This window comes from Citrobacter sp. JUb117 (genome assembly GCF_024809055.1).
Taxonomy (GTDB): domain Bacteria; phylum Pseudomonadota; class Gammaproteobacteria; order Enterobacterales; family Enterobacteriaceae; genus Citrobacter; species Citrobacter gillenii.
In genome coordinates this window covers 1-20726 of the sequence record NZ_JANUFB010000006.1, presented here as the reverse complement: position 1 = coordinate 20726, position 20726 = coordinate 1, and the positions used below count along the sequence as shown (strand labels likewise).

The following is a 20726-nucleotide window of genomic DNA, read 5'->3' as shown; positions in this document are numbered from 1 at the left end:
AGTTTGTTTCAGTTAAAACGTAGTAGTGTTGGTAAATTAATGCTCTTCAGACGCCATCGACAGATAGACAATCGTCAGAACCATGAAGATGAAGGCTTGCAGCGTGATAATCAGTATGTGGAAAATGGCCCATGGCACATTCAGGATCCACTGTGACCACCACGGCAACAGACCAGCAATCAGAATGAAAATCAGCTCACCGGCATACATGTTACCGAACAGTCGTAAACCAAGAGAGATTGGTTTGGACAGCAGGCTTACCCCTTCAAGGATTAAGTTGACAGGAATGAACGCCCAGTGATTGAACGGCTGCAGCGTCAACTCTTTCGTGAAGCCACCGATGCCTTTCATTTTGATGCTGTAGAACAGAATGAGGATAAATACGCCCAGTGCCATCGACAGGGTGATGTTCACGTCAGCAGACGGAACCACACGCAGAGCCGGCAGGCCAAAGATATGCTCGCCGATGTACGGCAGCAGGTCGATAGGCAGTAAATCCATCAGGTTCATCAGGAATACCCAGACGAAAATCGTCAGGGCCAGCGGAGCAATCAGCTTGCTTTTGCCATGGTACATGTCTTTCACGCTACCATGTACAAAGCCGATTACCAGCTCAATCGCGGTCTGAAATTTACCCGGTACGCCGCTGGTTGCCTTTTTGGCCACGCTACGGAACACAAGCAGGAACAACAGACCCAGAACCACCGAGAAAAACATGGAGTCAATATTGAGCGTCCAGAAGGTGGCTGGGGGGTTGTGCGGATCCACCAGCGAGAATGTACGTAGGTCCAACTGAAGGTTATTCAGATGGTGTCCTATGTAATCCTGCGGCGTCATATTTTCTGAAGCCATGATGCCTTTACCCTTTGTTGTTAATTACAGCCGGTGCCAGTATCTGAACCACCAGCACCAAAACCCACGTAACGATCAGCGGCGTAAATACCGCCTTCAAAACCGCCAACGCCACCACCAGCAAAACCAGCATCGCTAACACCTTGAAGGCTTCGCCGAAGGCGAACGACCAGGCCACTCGACCTCTTGCTGGTGTATGTGCCTGGTGACGCCAGGCAAATATCATAAACAACATATTAGGCAGTAACACTGCCAATCCACCGCACAATGCGGAGATGCCCCAGAAAGGGTCTTTGAGGCTAAACAGCAATCCACTTGCCATTACCACCAGAAGCTGTGTGAGCAAAAGCTTACGTGCAACGTTTCGACTCAAGAGCGACATAGACATCACGTTTTTACTCCTGCTCCCTTCGAGGTACGCCGCGTGTCGTATAAAACGTTCTTTATGGCTTAGAGTCAAGCATCAAAAAGCGGACAAATTATACGGTGCGCCTTCGTGATTTCAAACAATAAGTAGCTAAAAAGTGAATAAATGTTTAAATATTTTTCTCTGGGCCACATTTATTACTTTTTGGCAAACTGTGAACGATCATGCAAAACTGCAAATACCGCGTAAACACTGGCTGAAAAGCGTGCGGCAGATCACATATTGAACATATTCACCTTCGCATAATTAAATTGCGTGGCAAATGATGCCTTTTCATCTTTTTGATATTTAAGCCTAAAAATCATCACTCTTTTAAAAATAGCGCCTAACAACAAAAACACCACTCATTGACATTTATAATAAAAAATTAACACACACCGATGATTGTTAGGTTCTATTTTTAGCAGCCTGATATTTTCACAGTTGACTTGTTTCACTTTTAACAAAAAACGGTACGTTATAGTTATGATGCAAAACAGTAAGTCACCGGTGAAATGTAACAACATTTAACCACACGATCACCCCTATTTTTTAACGCCTGACGCACCGTTTTATTTCTATTTTTTTTGACAAATATTAAATTTTGTTTGGCTTAATCACCACCAGATGACGTTCGCCATCCAGTTGTGGAACGCGTAATTTTTCAACCGACTCGACGCTGAACTCAGCAGGCAAAGAGGCAATTTCATCCTCAGGCAACTGCCCCTTCAACGCGTAAAAGCGTCCGTTTTGACCCGGTAAATGATGGCACCAGGTCACCATATCGTTCAGCGAAGCGAAAGCGCGGCTGATCACGCCATCAAAAGGCGGTTCCGAAGGAAAATCCTCAACCCGACTTTGTACCGGGGTGATGTTTTCCAGCTTGAGTTCATGCTGCACCTGACGCAAGAAGCGTACGCGTTTCCCCAAACTGTCTAACAGAGTGAAATGCGCATCTGGACGTACAATGGAGAGCGGAATACCCGGCAGCCCAGGACCCGTACCAACGTCAATAAAACGTTCTCCCTGCAGATGTGGCGCAACGACAATGCTGTCCAGAATATGACGTACCAGCATGTCGTTGGGATCACGCACCGACGTCAGGTTGTACGCTTTGTTCCATTTATGCAGCATATCGACATACGCTATCAGCTGATTTTTCTGGTGATCGGTAAGAGATATACCGGCATCGGCCAGCAGACGAGAGAGTTTGTTGAGCACGGTCGTTACCTGTTGATGATAATTTGCCCGATGGCACTAACGCTGACCGGGCCTACAAATTTGTAGGGCGGGCAAGCAAAGCGCCCCCGCCAAAATAGTGTGTCATTAAGCGCTGCGGCGCAGCATACCTTGTTTTTTCAGCCATACCAGCAAAATGGAGATGGCGGCAGGCGTAACGCCAGATATGCGCGATGCCTGACCGATAGACACCGGTTTGTGATCGTTCAGCTTGGCAATGACTTCATTCGACAAGCCGGATACCTGGCGATAATCCAGGGTCGCAGGCAACAGGGTGTTTTCATTACGCTGGTGTCTTTCGATCTCGTCCTGCTGGCGAGCGATATAGCCTTCGTACTTAACTTGAATCTCAACCTGTTCAGCGGCCTGAGCATCGTCAAGGCCTGGTGCAAACGCTGACAACGACGTCAGTTGCGCGTAGGTTACGTCCGGGCGACGCAGAAGATCTTCACCGCTGGCCTCACGTGACAACGGGGTCGCCAGGTAAGCGTTCACTTCTGCAGCAGTCTCGGCTAATGGGTTCACCCAAGTCGATTTCAGACGCTGACGTTCTTGTTCAATGCGCTCCAGTTTTTCATTGAAGCGCGCCCAGCGTGCATCATCCACCAGACCCAGCTCGCGTCCTTTTTCGGTCAGACGGAGATCGGCATTGTCCTCACGCAGCATCAAACGGTATTCCGCTCGTGAGGTAAACATGCGGTACGGTTCTTTGGTACCCAGCGTGCAGAGATCGTCCACCAGCACGCCGAGATAGGCCTGAGAACGCGCAGGCGCCCAGCCTTCTTTGTCGGCTGACAGGCGAGCAGCGTTGAGGCCCGCAAGTAAACCTTGCGCAGCGGCTTCTTCGTAACCCGTTGTACCGTTGATTTGTCCGGCAAAGAACAGGCCCTGAATAAATTTGCTTTCCAGAGTCGGTTTTAGGTCGCGCGGATCGAAGAAATCATACTCAATCGCGTAGCCAGGGCGGACGATTCGGGCGTTTTCCATCCCCTGCATTGAGCGGACAATTTGCATCTGCACATCAAACGGTAGGCTGGTGGAGATACCGTTCGGGTAAATTTCGTTGGACGTCAGTCCTTCCGGCTCGAGGAAAATCTGATGCTGGTTCCTGTCGGCAAAGCGCATCACTTTGTCTTCGATCGACGGGCAGTAGCGTGGGCCGATCCCTTCGATCACGCCAGCATACATCGGGCTACGATCGAGGTTATTGCGGATCACGTCATGGGTTTTCTCGTTGGTATACGTGATATAACACGGCATCTGGCGCGGGTGTTGAGAGACGTCGCCAAGGAACGAGAAGACCGGCATGGGGTTATCGCTGTTCTGCTGACCCAGCACGCTGAAATCGATAGTACGCGCATCAATTCGCGGTGGTGTACCTGTTTTCAGGCGGCTGACGCGTAGCGGCAGTTCGCGCAGGCGGCGTGACAGCGGAATAGACGGCGGATCGCCTGCACGGCCACCGCTGTAGTTGTCCAGACCGATATGAATTTTACCGTCGAGGAAGGTTCCGACCGTTAAGACTACGGCTTTGGCACGGAACTTCAGTCCCATTTGGGTCACTGCCCCGACAACACGATCGTTTTCCACAATCAGATCTTCAACCGCCTGCTGGAAGATCATCAGGTTTGGCTGATTCTCCAGAGCAGTACGAACGGCCTGGCGATACAGCACGCGGTCTGCCTGAGCACGGGTGGCGCGCACCGCCGGTCCTTTGCTCGCGTTTAGTATCCTAAACTGAATGCCTGCATGGTCGATCGCTTTGGCCATCAGCCCACCGAGCGCATCCACTTCTTTTACCAGGTGTCCTTTCCCAATACCGCCGATCGCCGGGTTGCAGCTCATCTGTCCCAGAGTGTCGATATTGTGTGTCAACAGCAGGGTCTGTTGACCCATTCGCGCCGCGGCCATCGCGGCCTCGGTGCCTGCATGACCCCCGCCAATGATGATGACGTCAAAAGGATCCTGATAAAACATGGTAATTGCCTCGCATAACGCGGTGTGAAAATGGATTGAAGCCCGGGCCGTGGATTCTACTCAACTTTAGTCGATCGAGAAAGACCTTGGATCCTGGGTATTAAAAAGAAGATCTTTTTATTTAGAGATCTGTTTTATTGTGATCTCTTATTAGGATCGCGATGTTCTGTGGATAAGGGCGATCCTCTGAATAAGATCAACACGTTGCTGAGGATCATTAACTGTGAATGATCGGTGATCCTGGTCCGTATAAGCTGGGATCAAAATGAAGGGTTATACACAACTCAAAAACTGAACAACGGTTGTTCTTTGGATAACTACCGGTTGATCCAAGCTTACTACCAGAGTTATCCACACTCGATCGCACGATCTTTACACGTTTTTGAGTAAATTAATCCAGGATCCGAGCCAAACTTCTGCTGGATCTTCCGGAATGTCGTGTTCGAGGACGTTGATCTTGAGTGTTTCGCCTATCTGTTTTGCACCAGACGCGGTCAGTTCAGTCTGTAATTTATCGATCGCGCCACAGAAGGTGTCATATTCGCAACTGCCAATGCCGATTGCACCAAAACGAACCTGGGAAAGGTCGGGTTTCTGAGACTGAAGATCGTTATAGAAGGGAAGCAGGTTGTCCGGAATGTCTCCCGCACCGTGCGTTGAGCTGATCACCAGCCAAATGCCACAGCTTGAAAGCTCCTCGACCTGCGGGCCGTGCAAGGTTTCGGTTGAAAAACCTGCATCCTCCAGCTTTTCAGCCAGATGTTCTGCAACGTATTCAGCACCGCCAAGGGTACTGCCGCTGATAAGAGTAATGTCTGCCATGCTCGCCCACCTCTATAAAGAGTGCGTATTGTACGCTGTGAGCGAGCTGGGATCTACCTGTGGAAAAATAGGGGATTAAAAAAAACGATTATGGACGAATAGTACGCATAATCGGGTTCTGCAGGACGATCAAGGTTTCAGTGGACTGAATTTCATCGATTGTTTGGATCTTGTTGATAAGTACCTGCTGTAAGGCGTCGATGGATCGGCACATGACCTTAATAAAGATGCTGTAGTGCCCGGTGGTGTAATACGCTTCGGTTACTTCATCAAGGCTTTCCAGTCTGGCCAATGCGGACGGATAGTCCTTCGCGCTTTTCAGGATGATGCCGATAAAACAGCCAACGTCATAGCCCAACTGTTTGGGGCTGACGTCAATGCGCGCCCCGGTAATGATCCCAGCCTGTTTCATCTTCTCTACGCGCACGTGGATCGTCCCCGGGCTGACACCAAACTGTTTAGCCAGTTCAGCGTAGGCTGTACGGGCATTTTCCATTAGGGCGTCGAGAATGCCGCGGTCCAGATTGTCGATCTGATAATTTTCCATAGGTTTTTCTTATGTAGATTGATGATTCGCTCTATTTTAGCGGTTTATTTTAACGAATTAAAATCTAATGAGGCTTTTTGTTTGTTGATTATTGAATATTGACCGCATTCTGTTGCTTAATCATAGGCAACAGGACACAGGAGTAAACATAATGAAAACCGCTTACATTGCCAAACAACGTCAAATTAGCTTCGTGAAATCTCACTTTTCTCGCCAACTGGAAGAGCGTCTGGGGCTGATTGAAGTCCAGGCACCGATCCTGAGCCGTGTAGGAGATGGCACGCAGGATAACTTGTCGGGCTGTGAAAAAGCGGTGCAGGTGAAAGTGAAAGCTTTGCCAGACGCCCAGTTCGAAGTGGTGCATTCACTGGCGAAGTGGAAGCGTCAAACGCTGGGACAACACGACTTCAGCGCGGGTGAGGGGCTGTACACGCACATGAAAGCCCTGCGCCCGGATGAAGACCGTCTCTCTCCGCTTCACTCGGTCTATGTGGACCAGTGGGACTGGGAGCGCGTAATGGGCGATGGTGAGCGTCAATTCTCCACCCTGAAAAGCACGGTAGAGGCTATCTGGGCGGGAATTAAGGCGACCGAAGCGGCGGTAAGCAAAGAATTTGGTCTGGCACCGTTCCTGCCAGAGCAGATCCATTTTGTTCACAGCCAGGAGTTGTTAGCGCGTTATCCGGATCTTGATGCCAAAGGGCGTGAACGCGCCATCGCGAAAGATCTGGGTGCGGTATTCTTGGTGGGGATCGGCGGCAAGCTCAGCGATGGTCATCGTCATGACGTACGTGCGCCGGATTATGATGACTGGAGTTCGGCTTCCGAGCTGGGTTACGCCGGTCTGAACGGCGATATTCTGGTCTGGAACCCGGTTCTTGAAGATGCGTTTGAACTGTCTTCCATGGGGATCCGTGTGGATGCCGATGCGTTGAAACACCAGCTTTCCCTGACGGGCGACGAAGATCGCCTGAGTCTGGAATGGCACCAGGCGCTGCTGCGTGGCGAAATGCCGCAGACCATTGGCGGCGGTATTGGTCAGTCACGTTTGACCATGTTGTTGCTGCAGTTGCCGCATATTGGTCAGGTACAGTGCGGCGTATGGCCGGCGCAGGTCCGTGAAAGCGTCGACTCCCTGCTGTAAGTATTAACGCTGCCAGCGTCTGAGCAGGCGGCTTCGCATCCCGGTATCAAAGCGCCAGATATGATCGAAAATGCGCATGATGCCGGGTTTGCCATGGGCTGACATCGCAACCGCATGAAAACGGTGTTGATGCACCCGCTGTAACTCCCCAACTTTACTCACTACTTCATCAGGCAATCGCTGAGCGATAAAATCCGAAATCACGACCGCGTCAGCATCAAACCACTCCCGTCCCTGCATCCTTTCAATAATGGCGCGAAAACAGCTGGCAATATCCGTACCGCCGCGAAAACGCTGGCTTAAGAAACGGATCGCCTGCTCAATGCCCTGTGGACCAGACAGTTCGTAGCGCACAACTTCAGTCGAAAATAACATGATGTAGCAGCGACGGTTATCGGCAAGGGCTACGCGCATTAGCGCCAGACAAAAGGCTTTCGCGCACTGCTCATTAAATCCTCCCATTGAACCCGACGTATCCACGCAGACAATAAATGGTCCGCGAGGCTGCTCGTCAAAATCCTGATGCACGACCGGGCGCTCGGTGACTTTTTCACGCCAGGCTTCGCCATGCAGGCGGTATGTCAGCAGCTGTTTTTCCACCAGCCGCCGATAGAACTCATATTCCAGTTCGGTGATGCCAAGGGTCGCCAGCTCCGGAGGGAGTAAACGCAGAATATCGTCGCTTTGTTGGATGCCATCAACCTGCTCCGGGACGGTGGCGGGTTCGCGTACCAGCGTGCGAAAGGTTTCCATTGGCGCATCTTTCCGCGGAACCGATTTGGCTTCCCGGGAGCGTCCCAACTGTTCGGCTAAGCGTTGGAGTTCGGGCTGCTGCGTCAGGAAATCACCGTACTTCACGATCAACTGGTAATCGCCGCGCTTGATTTGACCGGCGCTCATGTCCCATAAACGGCCTGCGGCGGTGTCGTTTTCCGCCAGCACCGGATCCAGCTGTCCGCTCAGCGTCATACGTTCCTGAACTTCACTGAGCAACTGTTCGCGTTCTTCTTCCAGCAACTGGTGATTCAGCGTGGTGGTTTGAATCACCAGGCTTAAACGCCAGCGTTGTAAAAACAGCGTGTGCAGCGCGGGAGTGAATGTACTGTTGCCATCAACCAATTGTTGGGCTTGCCCGGCATAGGGGGAATGTAACCGGTGCAGTAGCGTTAATATTTGCGGTAACTGGACGATAAACTGCGGGGTGGAAAGGAGCTGACTTTGCTGGTAGCACATCACTTCTTCCGTCAGTTCCGGCGGTACGCGGGTATCTTTCAGACGGTTGCGTAATGCCTCGCGCCAGCGGGGAAGATCGTTGGCTATCGCCTTCTTTAGCCGGGGGAATTTTTCAAAAAAAACCGCCAGCTGTGGGGAGGCCAGCAGCGCGAGGATCATCTCTTCGATCATCCCCTCTTCGCTTACCGCCAACATGATATTCAGCGTATCAAGCGTCAGCATTGCTGTGCCTGGCGGATCTGCTCGCCAACGTCTTGCAGGCTGGCTTCAATCCGGCCTAACCAGTCGCTATGGATAAACAGACATTTTTGCTGTTCGCTAAACCCGCGGTGCTGCTGGTGCCACTCGGTATCGAGCGCCTCAAGCTGCTCTTTTATCTCGCTGGGCATATTCTCTTTCGATGAACCCGGAAGTGCCAGGCGGGAGCCTTGTAAGCTGACGTCGCGCACGACCAGGTGCTGGTCGCTGTCGACTTCCATATTCAGCATCTGGGCAAAGCCTATGCCGTTTAGCTTGCCGCGGATCTCACTGCCTTTGGTCAGCCACTGCTCCAGCGCGCTACGCTCAAACGCAATATGAATAACGTCCATATCATGCAGTTTTAAAGGCTTTTGTAGCAGCAACGTCACTACCGCCGTATTAACGTCTGCAGGTAAATCATAATGTGGACGACGGCTGAACATCCCACCCTGGCGAATAACGGTAAAGGCGGTTTTATCGCTCTGTTGCTGCTGTAACTGGAGGCGGCGCTGCACAATCGCGCCGAGGCGCGTTAGCATTGATTGCTGCTGCCAGGCGTGTCCGGTCATCAATATTTCAATCTGCTGCTGCATCAGATTCAGGCTTTGTGCGTCGTACCACAGGCAATCTTTCAACAGGATAAGATCGATAGGCGCAACCGCATCACGTCCGCTAAAGAAGGCGCTGGCCTGCAACAGGCGGATCGCTTTTTTCCAGCGACGGTCAGAGACGTAAGGAGCGTTCGGTAGTGCATCCAACTGCTGGCGCAGCGTATAGACCAACTCAAAGACGCGATCGGGAAGCGTGATGGTGCCGATATCTTTTTGCCACTGGTAATACTCTTCATCGGTCACCTGTAACGTTGCCGGAACAGGGGTGTCGCTTTCATCCTGCTGGCTTAACAACATGGAGCGGAAGTTGGCCTTGTCCTGCACCTTGTCCAGCCACAGGCGAATTAGCATACGGTCGTACAGTGCTTCCAGGCTGCTGTCTGCTTCAGGCAGTTCGTTAGAGGCCGCCACCAGCAGACGCATCGGGATTTTTTCCTCAAACGCGCCGTTGCGGAAGTGGCGTTCGTTAATGGCGGTCAGCAGGGTGTTGAGGATGGCCGGGCCCGCCTTCCAGATTTCATCCAGAAAAACGATTTCAGCTTCGGGAAGATAACCCGCCGTTAAGCGCTCATAGCGCCCTTCATCTTTCAGGGCCTGAATAGATAGCGGGCCGAAGACTTCTTCTGGCGTGGAGAAGCGCGTCATCAAATATTCGAAAGCGCGCGCATTTTTAAACGCAAACTTCAGCCGACGTGCAATTAAGCTTTTTGCGATCCCTGGCGGGCCGAGTAAGAACACACTCTCACCGCTAAGCGCCGCCAGCAGGCACAGACGAATGGCGTGGCTACGTTCATAGAGTCCCTTTTCCAGCGCATTGCTCAGACGGGAAATTCTTTCCGCTAATAAATGTGGGTGAGCCATAATGAAGTGGCGTCCTTTCGCCAAATGTACTGCGTAAACTGCGAGTATAGATGCTTCACACCAGTGCAGTAATAGACTGAAGGTGCGCTTATTTTTCTTTGAGCCAGATTAATCTGGTCTCATTTAGGGGTACGATTTTGCGATTAATCGTGCATACTGTGCGCCTTTTTGTGGGCCAAGGGACTACGCACACATTTCTTATATATACACCAAATCAATCAAGCTGCACGAAGACGGTAAATGAGTTATCTCCTGGGATGGGCGGAATAACGAGTGAAGCCAATGGAAGCGGCCTGAAGAATGACGTGTATAAACGAAAGACGAGTCTATGAGCACTGATAATAAGCAATCATTGTCTGCGATTACCCTTGCAGCTATTGGGGTTGTCTACGGTGATATTGGTACCAGCCCACTTTATACACTCCGTGAATGTTTGTCTGGGCAGTTCGGTTTTGGCGTTGAACGTGATGCCGTGTTTGGTTTTCTCTCGCTGATTTTCTGGTTGCTGATCTTTGTTGTCTCCATCAAGTACCTGACGTTTGTCATGCGTGCGGATAACGCCGGAGAAGGCGGGATCCTGACGCTAATGTCACTGGCCGGGCGTAATACGTCGGCGCGAACGACCTCAATGCTGGTCATTATGGGGTTGATAGGCGGCAGCTTCTTCTATGGTGAGGTGGTGATTACGCCGGCTATTTCGGTGATGTCGGCGATCGAAGGTCTGGAGATCGTGGCACCGCAACTGGATACCTGGATTGTTCCGCTCTCTATTATTGTCCTGACACTGCTGTTTATGATTCAAAAGCACGGTACTGGTACCGTGGGTAAGCTTTTTGCACCTATTATGCTGGTTTGGTTCCTGGTGCTGGCGGTGTTGGGCGTACGTAGCATTATTGCTAACCCGGAAGTGCTGCAGGCGTTAAACCCAATGTGGGCGGTGCATTTCTTCCTCGAATATAAAACGCTGTCGTTTATTGCGCTGGGCGCGGTGGTGCTGTCGATCACCGGCGTTGAAGCGCTGTACGCGGATATGGGCCACTTTGGTAAGTTCCCCATTCGCCTGGCGTGGTTTTCTGTAGTGTTACCTTCGCTGGTGCTGAACTATTTTGGCCAGGGTGCATTGCTGTTAAAACATCCGGAAGCGATCAAAAACCCGTTCTTCCTGCTGGCTCCGGACTGGGCATTGATTCCCCTGCTGATCCTTGCCGCGCTGGCCACGGTTATTGCCTCGCAGGCGGTGATCTCTGGTGTATTCTCATTGACGCGGCAGGCGGTACGTCTGGGATATCTGTCGCCGATGCGTATCATCCATACTTCAGAGATGGAGTCAGGGCAAATCTATATTCCGTTCGTCAACTGGATGCTGTACATCGCCGTGGTGATTGTGATTGTCAGCTTTGAGCACTCCAGTAACCTGGCCGCCGCGTACGGTATTGCGGTGACGGGGACGATGGTGCTGACGTCTATTCTGTCGACAACCGTGGCGCGCAAAAACTGGCACTGGAATAAATACTTTGTGTTCCTGATTCTGGTGGCCTTCCTGTGCATTGATATTCCGCTGTTCTCCGCGAACCTTGATAAGCTGATTTCTGGTGGTTGGCTGCCGCTGACGCTGGGTCTGGTGATGTTCACCATCATGACCACCTGGAAAAGCGAGCGCTTCCGTCTGCTGCGTCGTATGCATGAACACGGTAATTCTCTGGAGGCGATGATTGCTTCTCTGGAGAAATCGCCGCCGGTACGCGTGCCTGGCACAGCGGTGTATATGTCCCGTGCCATGAATGTCATCCCGTTTGCGCTTCTGCATAACCTCAAACATAACAAGGTGCTGCATGAACGCGTGATCCTGCTGACTCTGCGTACAGAAGATGCGCCGTATGTTCATAATGTGCGTAGGGTGCAAATTGAGCAGCTGTCGCCGACCTTCTGGCGCGTGGTGGCCAGCTACGGCTGGCGCGAAACACCAAACGTAGAGGAAGTGTTCCATCGCTGCGGGCTGGAAGGCCTAAGCTGTCGGATGATGGAAACCTCGTTCTTCATGTCGCACGAGTCGCTGATTGTCGGCAAACGTCCGTGGTATTTACGCCTGCGCGGCAAATTGTATCTGCTGTTGCAGCGCAATGCGCTACGTGCACCGGACCAGTTTGAGATCCCACCTAACCGGGTGATTGAGCTCGGGACGCAGGTCGAGATTTAACGTTACCGACGCCCTCTTTCTTCATGAAAGGGGGCGTTTTGTTTTCCCCCTCACATTTTCCTTTCTTCTGATGATACGGCTTGCGAAACGTTTCGATGACGATCACATTTTCGTAACGTCATGGTGGTTTTATGTGCATTCTTCAGACTAAACTTATCACCAGCGAAACGTTTCGCTAGTGGGGAAAGAAAATGAAGAAAGGCACGGTACTCAACTCTGAAATTTCATCGGTGATCTCCCGTCTGGGGCATACCGATACGCTGGTGGTGTGTGATGCGGGTTTACCCATCCCAAATAGTACTACGCGTATCGATATGGCATTAACCCAGGGCGTACCTTCTTTTATGCAGGTACTGGACGTGGTCACGCGTGAAATGCAGGTCGAGTCGGCCATTCTCGCGACGGAAATCAAACAACATAATCCGCAACTCCACGAAACGTTGCTCAGCCACATTGAGCAACTGCAACAACACCAGGGAAATACCATAGAAATTCGTTACACCACGCATGAACAATTCAAAAAACAAACCGCAGACAGTCAGGCGGTAATTCGCAGCGGAGAATGTTCTCCGTATGCGAATATCATTCTTTGTGCTGGCGTCACGTTCTGAGGCCATCATGAACGCACTACTGCAACTCAAAGGGATCGATAAAGCGTTCCCGGGCGTTAAAGCGCTATCCGGCGCCGCGTTGAATGTTTACTCCGGCCGCGTTATGGCGCTGGTGGGCGAAAACGGCGCGGGCAAATCCACCATGATGAAAGTCCTGACTGGTATCTACACTCGTGATGCCGGTTCGTTATTGTGGCTGGGGAAAGAAACCACCTTTAACGGTCCTAAATCCTCTCAGGAAGCAGGGATCGGCATCATTCACCAGGAACTGAACCTGATCCCGCAACTCACCATCGCCGAGAACATTTTCCTCGGCCGTGAGTTTGTGAATCGCTTTGGCAAAATCGACTGGAAGAAGATGTATGCCGAAGCAGACCAGTTGCTGGCTAAACTTAATCTGCGTTTTAAAAGCGACAAGCTGGTCGGTGAGCTATCGATTGGCGATCAGCAGATGGTTGAAATCGCCAAAGTGCTGAGCTTTGAATCCCGGGTCATCATTATGGATGAACCGACGGATGCGTTGACGGATACCGAAACCGAATCCCTGTTCCGCGTGATCCGTGAACTTAAATCTCAGGGACGCGGCATTGTCTATATTTCTCACCGCATGAAAGAGATTTTCGAAATTTGTGATGATGTGACGGTGTTCCGTGATGGGCAGTTTATTGCCGAACGTGAAGTGGCCTCACTGACCGAAGATTCACTCATTGAAATGATGGTGGGACGTAAGCTGGAAGATCAGTACCCGCGGCTGGATAAAGCACCTGGCGATGTGCGCCTGAAGGTCGATAACTTGTGCGGCCCTGGAGTGCATGATGTGTCATTCACGCTGCGTAAAGGTGAGATCCTTGGCGTGTCGGGTCTGATGGGTGCCGGACGTACCGAATTGATGAAAGTGCTATACGGCGCGCTGCCGCGCACCAGTGGTTACGTCACGCTTGACGGGCATGAAGTGGTTACGCGTTCTGAACAGGATGGGCTGGCCAACGGCATCGTCTATATTTCTGAAGACCGCAAACGCGACGGCTTAGTGCTGGGCATGTCGGTGAAAGAGAACATGTCGTTGACCGCATTGCGTTACTTCAGCCGTGCGGGCGGCAGTCTGAAACACAAAGATGAGCAGCAGGCGGTGGGCGATTTTATCCGTCTGTTCAATGTGAAAACGCCCTCGATGGAACAGGCAATCGGCCTGCTCTCCGGTGGCAATCAGCAAAAAGTGGCGATTGCGCGTGGTTTGATGACCCGGCCCAAAGTGCTGATCCTCGATGAACCCACGCGCGGCGTGGATGTTGGGGCTAAAAAAGAGATTTACCAGCTAATCAACCAGTTTAAGGCTGATGGGCTGAGCATCATTCTGGTCTCTTCGGAGATGCCAGAAGTATTGGGCATGAGCGATCGCATTATCGTCATGCATGAAGGGCATCTCGGCGGTGAATTCACTCGCGAGCAGGCCACTCAGGAAGTATTAATGGCTGCCGCTGTGGGCAAGCTTAATCGCGTGAATCAGGAGTAAAAAAGATGACTACCCAGGCTGTTTCTGGTCGCCGTTATTTCACTAAAGCATGGCTTCTGGAGCAAAAGTCGCTCATCGCTCTGTTAGTGCTGATCGCGATTGTTTCCACCATGAGCCCCAACTTTTTTACCGTTAATAACCTGTTCAACATTCTCCAGCAAACGTCGGTTAACGCCATCATGGCCGTTGGTATGACGCTGGTTATTCTGACGTCGGGTATCGATCTGTCTGTGGGTTCGCTACTGGCGCTTACCGGTGCCGTTGCTGCTTCGATTGTGGGTCTTGAAGTCAACGCGTTGGTGGCCGTTGCCGCTGCGCTGGCGTTAGGTGCGGCAGTTGGTGCCGTGACTGGCGTTATTGTGGCAAAAGGCCGCGTGCAGGCGTTTATCGCCACGCTGGTGATGATGCTGCTGCTGCGCGGCGTCACCATGGTGTACACCAACGGCAGTCCGGTAAACACCGGCTTTACCGACAATGCCGATCTGTTTGGCTGGTTTGGTATTGGTCGTCCGTTAGGCGTCCCTACGCCAGTATGGATCATGGGGATTGTCTTCCTGGCCGCGTGGTACATGCTGCACCATACCCGTCTGGGTCGATATATTTATGCGCTGGGCGGTAACGAAGCGGCAACGCGTCTGTCCGGTATCAGCGTCAATAAGATCAAAATTATCGTTTATTCACTCTGTGGGCTGCTGGCATCGCTGGCAGGCATCATCGAAGTGGCGCGTCTCTCCTCAGCGCAACCGACGGCGGGTACCGGCTATGAGCTGGATGCTATCGCGGCGGTGGTATTAGGCGGCACCAGCCTTGCGGGCGGTAAAGGACGTATTGTTGGTACGCTGATCGGCGCACTGATTCTCGGTTTCCTCAATAATGGTTTGAATTTGTTAGGTGTTTCCTCCTATTACCAGATGATCGTTAAAGCAGTGGTCATTTTGCTGGCGGTACTGGTAGACAACAAAAAGCAGTAACAACGACTACAGGACATCTTAAATATGAACATGAAAAAACTGGCTACCCTGGTTTCTGCTGTTGCGCTGAGTGCCACCGTGAGCGCGAATGCGATGGCAAAAGATACCATTGCGCTGGTGGTCTCTACCCTTAACAACCCGTTCTTTGTCTCTCTGAAGGATGGGGCGCAAAAAGAAGCCGATAAGCTGGGTTATAACCTGGTGATTCTGGACTCGCAGAACAACCCGGCGAAAGAGTTGGCGAACGTTCAGGACTTAACCGTGCGTGGAACCAAAATTCTGCTGATTAACCCAACCGACTCCGATGCCGTGGGTAATGCCGTGAAGATGGCTAACCAGGCGAAAATTCCGGTGATCACCCTGGACCGTCAGGCAACCAAAGGGGACGTTGTCAGCCATATTGCGTCTGATAACGTGCTGGGCGGTAAAATTGCCGGTGACTACATCGCGAAGAAAGCAGGCGAAGGTGCGAAAGTTATCGAACTGCAGGGTATTGCCGGAACATCGGCGGCGCGTGAGCGTGGCGAAGGTTTCCAGCAGGCCGTTGCGGCACACAAATTTAACGTGCTGGCTAGCCAGCCGGCAGATTTCGACCGTACCAAAGGTCTGAACGTTATGCAGAACCTGCTGACCGCGCATCCTGATGTGCAGGCCGTATTTGCTCAGAACGATGAAATGGCACTGGGCGCGCTGCGTGCTCTGCAAACGGCGGGTAAATCTGATGTGATGGTGGTTGGATTTGACGGCACGCCTGATGGCGAAAAAGCGGTAAATGATGGCAAACTGGCTGCGACCATCGCTCAGTTACCGGATCAGATTGGCGCGAAAGGCGTTGATATTGCGGATAAGGTACTGAAGGGCGAGAAGGTTCAGGCTAAATATCCGGTTGACCTGAAGCTGGTCATCAAGCAGTAATAGCGATTCAGGCCGCTCGCGACCTGATGGTGACATAAATACGCCATCCTCAGAGCGTTGAAGATGAAAGCGTAAAAAGAAAAGCAGGGCACGCGCCACCCTAACCCGGTGGCGCACTTTGACTTGGAATTCCGAACATGAAAACCGCAGGCAACCTCGTTGTACTTGGCAGCATTAATGCCGATCACATCCTTAACCTTAACTCTTTTCCGACACCTGGCGAAACCGTAACCGGTAGCCACTATCAGGTCGCATTTGGCGGAAAAGGCGCGAACCAGGCGGTTGCTGCGGGTCGTAGTGGTGCGAATATCGCCTTCATTGCCTGTACAGGAGATGACGATATTGGTGAGCGTGTACGTAAACAATTAGCCAGCGATAACATCGATATTGCGCCTGTTAGCGTGATTTCTGGCGAAGCGACCGGCGTGGCGCTGATTTTTGTTAATGCGGAAGGCGAGAACGTTATCGCTATTCATGCCGGGGCGAATGCCGCACTTTCTCCTGCGTTAGTGGAAGCTCAACATGACCGTATTGCGCAGGCCTCGGCCTTACTGATGCAGTTAGAGTCGCCCATTGAAAGCGTACTGGCTGCGGCAAAAATTGCGCGTCGACATAATACGACGGTCGCGCTTAATCCGGCTCCGGCTCGTGAACTCCCTGACGAACTGCTGTCGCTGGTAGATATCATTACCCCGAATGAAACGGAAGCTGAAAAGCTGACCGGGATCCGGGTAGAAAACGATGAAGATGCCGCTAAAGCAGCGCTGGCGCTGCACGCAAAGGGAATTCACACCGTACTGATTACCTTAGGAAGTCGTGGTGTGTGGGCTAGCGTAAACGGTGAAGGTCATCGTGTTCCTGGTTTTAAAGTGGACGCCGTTGATACCATCGCTGCCGGTGATACCTTTAACGGTGCGTTAATTACCGCGTTACTGGAAGATACACCGTTGCCTGAGGCGATTCGCTTTGCGCATGCGGCCGCGGCGATTGCGGTAACGCGTAAAGGTGCACAACCTTCCGTTCCGTGGCGCGAAGAAATTGAGGCGTTTTTAGGTCAGCAGAGGTAACGCTTGGCTACAATGAAGGACGTTGCCCGCCTGGCGGGTGTTTCCACGTCGACGGTTTCTCACGTCATTAATAAAGATCGCTTTGTCAGCGAGGCTATCACCGGCAAAGTTGACGCTGCGATTAAAAAGCTTAACTACGCGCCTTCCGCGCTGGCGCGTAGCCTCAAGTTGAATCAGACTCGCACCATTGGCATGTTAATCACAGCCAGTACCAACCCCTTCTATTCAGAACTGGTACGCGGCGTTGAGCGTAGCTGTTTTGAGCGCGGCTACAGTCTGGTTTTGTGCAACACCGAAGGCGATGAACAGCGCATGAATCGTAATCTGGAGACGCTGATGCAAAAGCGGGTGGACGGCTTACTGCTGCTCTGCACTGAAACCCATCAGCCTTCCATGGAGATCATGCAGCGCTACCCTTCTATTCCCACCGTGATGATGGACTGGTCACCCTTTGAAGGGGAAAGTGACCTGATTCAGGACAATTCCCTGCTGGGTGGCGATCTGGCAACTCAGCATCTCATTGATAAGGGTTTTACGCGCATAGCTTGTATTACCGGTCCACTGGATAAAACGCCGGCACGTTTGCGGCTGGAGGGATACCGGGAAGCGATGAAGCGTGCAGGGCTGGATATTCCTCAGGGCTATGAGATCACCGGTGATTTTGAGTTCGGCGGTGGGTTTGAAGCCATGCAAACGCTGTTGTTACATAACCAGCGACCACAGGCTGTTTTTGCGGGCAATGATGCAATGGCTGTGGGGGCGTATCAGGCTCTGTATCAGTCAGGATTGCGCATTCCGCAGGATATGGCGGTCGTGGGCTATGATGATATCGAACTGGCGCGCTACATGACGCCGCCGCTCACCACAATTCATCAACCGAAAGATGAACTGGGTGAGCTAGCCATCGACGTATTAATCCACCGCATGGCGCAGCCCGCTTTACAGCAACAGCGCCTGCAGCTTACTCCTGTTCTGATGGTGCGGGGGTCGGTTTAGACTTATGCCGATCATTGATCAGGTTGCGGCCATCTTTGGCTTTTAGCAGCATGAACATCAGCGCTGATATCACCGTAATCGCGCCCATCGTAATAAAGGTATAGTGGAACTGTTCTACCGTATTGGTTCCTTCCATGCCTTCATAGACACGCAGTACGGCGGCACTAATCGCTACCCCTAAGCTGATTGACAGCTGCTGCGTGACGGCTAACACGCTGTTGCCGCTACTGGCATTATCATCGGTTAGATCCGCAAGGGTAATGGTATTCATTGAAGTAAACTGGGTGGACATTCCCATACCTAAAATGAACAGCGGCAGGATCAGCATCCAGACTGGCATCGCGGGAGATTGCAAAGAGAACTGCGCAATCATCAGGCCGATAAATACCGTGACGCCGACCAGCGTGGTGCGGTAGCCAAGACGACGCAGAACCTGCGTCACCATCGATTTCGCCAGAATAGATCCCAGCGCCGTCGGCGCCATCATGCAACCGGCTATTAGCGCCGGGTAGCCAAAGCCTACCTGCAACATCAGCGGCATTAAGAAAGGGACACACCCCGTTCCCAGACGTGTGGCAAGGTTTCCCGCGATACCGACCGAGAAGGTGCGGGTCTTAAAGATTGGCAGAGAAATTAACGGTGTGGGATGGCGGCGCGCGTGGCGGATGTAAGCGAGCAGCAGCAAAATGCTACCAAGAATAATGCTGAGGGCGACCCAACTGGCGACAAGCTTTTCACCGAACAACTCCACGCCGCTGGAGAACAGTACCAGACTCAGACCAAAGAGAAAGAAGCCAGTCATATCAAAACGGCGGCGCGGCGTCGTGAAGTTAGGCATATATTTGCGGGCGTAGAAGATGCCGGCGATGCCAATCGGAATATTAATCAAGAAGATCCAATGCCAGCTGGCCCACGTGACCAGTACTCCGCCCAGGACCGGACCTAAAATGGGTCCCACCAGTCCCGGCATAGTCACGAAGTTAAGGACCGGGAGCAGCTCACTGCGCGGGTAGGCGCGTAATAGCGCCAGGCGGGCAACCGGCATCATCATTGCACCACCAATGCCTTGTATCACGCGGAAAATAACCAGTTGGGTTAAAGAGCCGGAGAGTGCACAGGCAAGTGAACCCAGAGTAAACAGACTCACGGCAATCATAAAGATACGTCGGGTGCCGAAGCGGTCAGCCAGCCAGCCACTTACCGGGATCAACATCGCTACCGTCAGGGTGTAGCTGATAATGGCAGACTGCATGGCGAGTGGGGAGCGGTTGAGGCTGTGCGCGATGGCGGGTAACGCAGTATTAAGGATGGTGGCGTCTAATGCCTGCATAAAAAAGGCCATGGCTGCGATCCATGGCAGTCCGGCCATACTGCGCGATTTCTTTTCAGGCATGTTATTTATCCGGGAGATCGTTAGGAGCTATCAGCAATGCCTGACAGGCGGTGAAGGCGCGATCGCCATCGCTCTCCTCTATGGCATCGACAATAGCCTGATGCAAATCCAGCTTTACTACGTCGTTATAGGTAATAGAGGTAAAATAGGTCTGGTAGACGGAATGGAATAACGAGGCAAAGGAGATCAGAAATGGATTCGCACTCATTTCATAGATGTGCTCATGCCAGGCGATATCAACCTCAATCCAGCGCTCGCGCTTAAAGTTCCTTTTCAGCTCGACCATCTCTTCCATTAACGTAGTCAGATGTGCTTTTTGTTCTGCTGTGCCGATAGTCGCCGCCAGTAAACAGGCTTGAGGCTCCAGGCTAATGCGCATCACCAGAAAATGTTTGATGACCTGAGGGAAATTATCTTCCGTCATCCACCAGGTGAGCAGTTCCTGATCGAGAAAGTTCCAGTTTGCTTGTGGCATAACGCGAGTACCAATACGCGGGCGCGGTAATACCATACCTTTTGCCGTTAATGTCTTTACCGCTTCCCTTACCGCTGTACGGCTCACACCGAACTGGCTGCCCAGTTCTATTTCACCTGGTAGGATGGCGCCTGGCGCGTACTCACCTTTTAATATTCGCTGAGCCAGCTTTTCGGCCAGAACATAGGAAAGGTTTTTCTGTGCGGCTAGCTGTTGGGCATTTAAAGGCATGAATGTTCTTCCTTACTCTTTCTCTTATTCATTAGTATGCCATCAGGAAGTGTGATTGCGGTTGCAAAAACGGCAGATTGCTTATTTTATGGCATGTTAAAGACAGTTTTGGTGAAATAACGCGCACTCAGAAAGTTATTTTAAATTTCCTCTTGTCAGCCTGAAATAACTCCCTATAATGCGCCTCCACTGACACGGAACAACGGATTACAAGCCGCCGGGTCAGCGGGGTTCCACTGAGAACCCTGCGGAGAAAAGCGGAAAGAAATGCTTGACTCTGAATGAGGAAAACGTATTATACGGGACCTCGCAACGGTGAGCGAAAGCCGCGTTGCACTGCTCTTTAACAATTTATCAGACAATCTGTGTGGGCACTCGAAGATACGGATTCTTAACGTCGCAAGACGAAAAATGAATACCAAGTC

At 51.8% G+C, this 20726-nt stretch carries 18 protein-coding genes; 8 read left to right on the top strand and 10 right to left on the bottom strand.

Annotation, left to right across the window (positions count from 1 at the left end):
* Positions 1 to 36: 36 nt before the first annotated feature.
* From atpB to asnC, 6 genes are all read right to left on the bottom strand, one after another.
* Positions 37 to 852, bottom strand: coding sequence for a F0F1 ATP synthase subunit A (atpB, locus tag M2374_RS14535; RefSeq protein WP_096758978.1), 816 nt, complete (start codon positions 850 to 852; stop codon positions 37 to 39).
* A gap of 7 nt (positions 853 to 859) precedes the next feature.
* Positions 860 to 1240, bottom strand: a complete 381-nt coding sequence (gene atpI / locus M2374_RS14530) for a F0F1 ATP synthase subunit I (RefSeq protein ID WP_096758977.1) — start codon at positions 1238 to 1240, stop codon at positions 860 to 862.
* 615 nt (positions 1241 to 1855) lie between these two features.
* Entirely contained in the window at positions 1856 to 2479 is a 624-nt protein-coding gene (gene rsmG / locus M2374_RS14525; protein WP_115259873.1) for a 16S rRNA (guanine(527)-N(7))-methyltransferase RsmG, read from the bottom strand.
* Between the two features lie 105 nt (positions 2480 to 2584).
* Entirely contained in the window at positions 2585 to 4474 is a 1890-nt protein-coding gene (gene mnmG, locus M2374_RS14520) for a tRNA uridine-5-carboxymethylaminomethyl(34) synthesis enzyme MnmG (protein ID WP_096758975.1), read from the bottom strand.
* A 372-nt stretch (positions 4475 to 4846) separates the two neighbouring features.
* Positions 4847 to 5296 carry an FMN-binding protein MioC gene (gene mioC / locus M2374_RS14515; RefSeq protein ID WP_181688610.1) on the bottom strand — a complete coding sequence of 150 codons (450 nt, stop codon included), beginning with the start codon at positions 5294 to 5296 and terminating at the stop codon, positions 4847 to 4849.
* An 88-nt stretch (positions 5297 to 5384) separates the two neighbouring features.
* Positions 5385 to 5843: a transcriptional regulator AsnC gene (gene asnC, locus M2374_RS14510; protein ID WP_045449013.1), complete on the bottom strand. Its 459-nt coding sequence runs from the start codon at positions 5841 to 5843 to the stop codon at positions 5385 to 5387.
* A 151-nt stretch (positions 5844 to 5994) separates the two neighbouring features.
* On the opposite strand from asnC, the gene asnA reads away from it, so the two are divergent.
* Positions 5995 to 6987 (top strand): aspartate--ammonia ligase, encoded by a 993-nt coding sequence (gene asnA, locus M2374_RS14505; RefSeq protein WP_096758973.1) that lies wholly within the window; start codon positions 5995 to 5997, stop codon positions 6985 to 6987.
* A gap of 3 nt (positions 6988 to 6990) precedes the next feature.
* Here the strand turns inward: asnA and viaA are convergent, their stop codons facing one another.
* Together viaA and ravA are read right to left on the bottom strand one after the other, a co-directional pair.
* On the bottom strand, positions 6991 to 8442 hold the full coding sequence (gene viaA, locus M2374_RS14500; protein WP_117342610.1) for an ATPase RavA stimulator ViaA: 1452 nt from the start codon (positions 8440 to 8442) through the stop codon (positions 6991 to 6993).
* On the bottom strand, positions 8436 to 9932 hold the full coding sequence (gene ravA / locus M2374_RS14495; RefSeq protein WP_181688609.1) for an ATPase RavA: 1497 nt from the start codon (positions 9930 to 9932) through the stop codon (positions 8436 to 8438). Before ravA ends, viaA begins: the two co-directional genes overlap by 7 nt.
* 328 nt (positions 9933 to 10260) lie before the next feature.
* On the opposite strand from ravA, the gene kup reads away from it, so the two are divergent.
* From kup to rbsR, 7 genes are all read left to right on the top strand, one after another.
* Positions 10261 to 12129 carry a low affinity potassium transporter Kup gene (gene kup / locus M2374_RS14490; RefSeq protein ID WP_096758970.1) on the top strand — a complete coding sequence of 623 codons (1869 nt, stop codon included), beginning with the start codon at positions 10261 to 10263 and terminating at the stop codon, positions 12127 to 12129.
* Positions 12130 to 12320: 191 nt separating this feature from the next.
* Entirely contained in the window at positions 12321 to 12740 is a 420-nt protein-coding gene (gene rbsD / locus M2374_RS14485; RefSeq protein WP_061075803.1) for a D-ribose pyranase, read from the top strand.
* Positions 12741 to 12747: 7 nt separating this feature from the next.
* Positions 12748 to 14253 carry a ribose ABC transporter ATP-binding protein RbsA gene (gene rbsA / locus M2374_RS14480; RefSeq protein WP_096758969.1) on the top strand — a complete coding sequence of 502 codons (1506 nt, stop codon included), beginning with the start codon at positions 12748 to 12750 and terminating at the stop codon, positions 14251 to 14253.
* Between the two features lie 5 nt (positions 14254 to 14258).
* Positions 14259 to 15224 (top strand): ribose ABC transporter permease, encoded by a 966-nt coding sequence (gene rbsC, locus M2374_RS14475; protein WP_096758968.1) that lies wholly within the window; start codon positions 14259 to 14261, stop codon positions 15222 to 15224.
* 24 nt (positions 15225 to 15248) lie between these two features.
* Positions 15249 to 16139, top strand: coding sequence for a ribose ABC transporter substrate-binding protein RbsB (gene rbsB, locus M2374_RS14470; RefSeq protein ID WP_096758967.1), 891 nt, complete (start codon positions 15249 to 15251; stop codon positions 16137 to 16139).
* Positions 16140 to 16276: 137 nt separating this feature from the next.
* Positions 16277 to 17206, top strand: a complete 930-nt coding sequence (rbsK, locus tag M2374_RS14465) for a ribokinase (protein ID WP_181688608.1) — start codon at positions 16277 to 16279, stop codon at positions 17204 to 17206.
* Between the two features lie 3 nt (positions 17207 to 17209).
* On the top strand, positions 17210 to 18202 hold the full coding sequence (gene rbsR, locus M2374_RS14460; RefSeq protein WP_181688607.1) for a ribose operon transcriptional repressor RbsR: 993 nt from the start codon (positions 17210 to 17212) through the stop codon (positions 18200 to 18202).
* On the opposite strand, the gene mdtD is transcribed toward rbsR, so the two are convergent.
* A complete protein-coding gene (mdtD, locus tag M2374_RS14455) occupies positions 18168 to 19595 on the bottom strand; it encodes a multidrug transporter subunit MdtD (RefSeq protein ID WP_096758964.1) in 1428 nt (475 codons plus the stop codon). The genes rbsR and mdtD overlap by 35 nt on opposite strands.
* A 1-nt stretch (position 19596) precedes the next feature.
* Positions 19597 to 20301: a FadR/GntR family transcriptional regulator gene (locus tag M2374_RS14450; RefSeq protein ID WP_096758963.1), complete on the bottom strand. Its 705-nt coding sequence runs from the start codon at positions 20299 to 20301 to the stop codon at positions 19597 to 19599.
* Positions 20302 to 20726: the final 425 nt, after the last annotated feature.

Coding starts and splice junctions, on each gene's coding strand:
- asnC (WP_045449013.1), bottom strand. CDS start 5,843: ATGGAAAATTATCAGATCGACAATCTGGACCGCGGCATTCTCGACGCC.
- kup (WP_096758970.1), top strand. CDS start 10,261: ATGAGCACTGATAATAAGCAATCATTGTCTGCGATTACCCTTGCAGCT.
- atpB (WP_096758978.1), bottom strand. CDS start 852: ATGGCTTCAGAAAATATGACGCCGCAGGATTACATAGGACACCATCTG.
- M2374_RS14450 (WP_096758963.1), bottom strand. CDS start 20,301: ATGCCTTTAAATGCCCAACAGCTAGCCGCACAGAAAAACCTTTCCTAT.
- ravA (WP_181688609.1), bottom strand. CDS start 9,932: ATGGCTCACCCACATTTATTAGCGGAAAGAATTTCCCGTCTGAGCAAT.
- rbsD (WP_061075803.1), top strand. CDS start 12,321: ATGAAGAAAGGCACGGTACTCAACTCTGAAATTTCATCGGTGATCTCC.
- mdtD (WP_096758964.1), bottom strand. CDS start 19,595: ATGCCTGAAAAGAAATCGCGCAGTATGGCCGGACTGCCATGGATCGCA.
- rbsK (WP_181688608.1), top strand. CDS start 16,277: ATGAAAACCGCAGGCAACCTCGTTGTACTTGGCAGCATTAATGCCGAT.
- asnA (WP_096758973.1), top strand. CDS start 5,995: ATGAAAACCGCTTACATTGCCAAACAACGTCAAATTAGCTTCGTGAAA.
- mioC (WP_181688610.1), bottom strand. CDS start 5,296: ATGGCAGACATTACTCTTATCAGCGGCAGTACCCTTGGCGGTGCTGAA.
- rbsC (WP_096758968.1), top strand. CDS start 14,259: ATGACTACCCAGGCTGTTTCTGGTCGCCGTTATTTCACTAAAGCATGG.
- viaA (WP_117342610.1), bottom strand. CDS start 8,442: ATGCTGACGCTTGATACGCTGAATATCATGTTGGCGGTAAGCGAAGAG.
- rbsA (WP_096758969.1), top strand. CDS start 12,748: ATGAACGCACTACTGCAACTCAAAGGGATCGATAAAGCGTTCCCGGGC.
- atpI (WP_096758977.1), bottom strand. CDS start 1,240: ATGTCTATGTCGCTCTTGAGTCGAAACGTTGCACGTAAGCTTTTGCTC.
- mnmG (WP_096758975.1), bottom strand. CDS start 4,474: ATGTTTTATCAGGATCCTTTTGACGTCATCATCATTGGCGGGGGTCAT.
- rbsB (WP_096758967.1), top strand. CDS start 15,249: ATGAACATGAAAAAACTGGCTACCCTGGTTTCTGCTGTTGCGCTGAGT.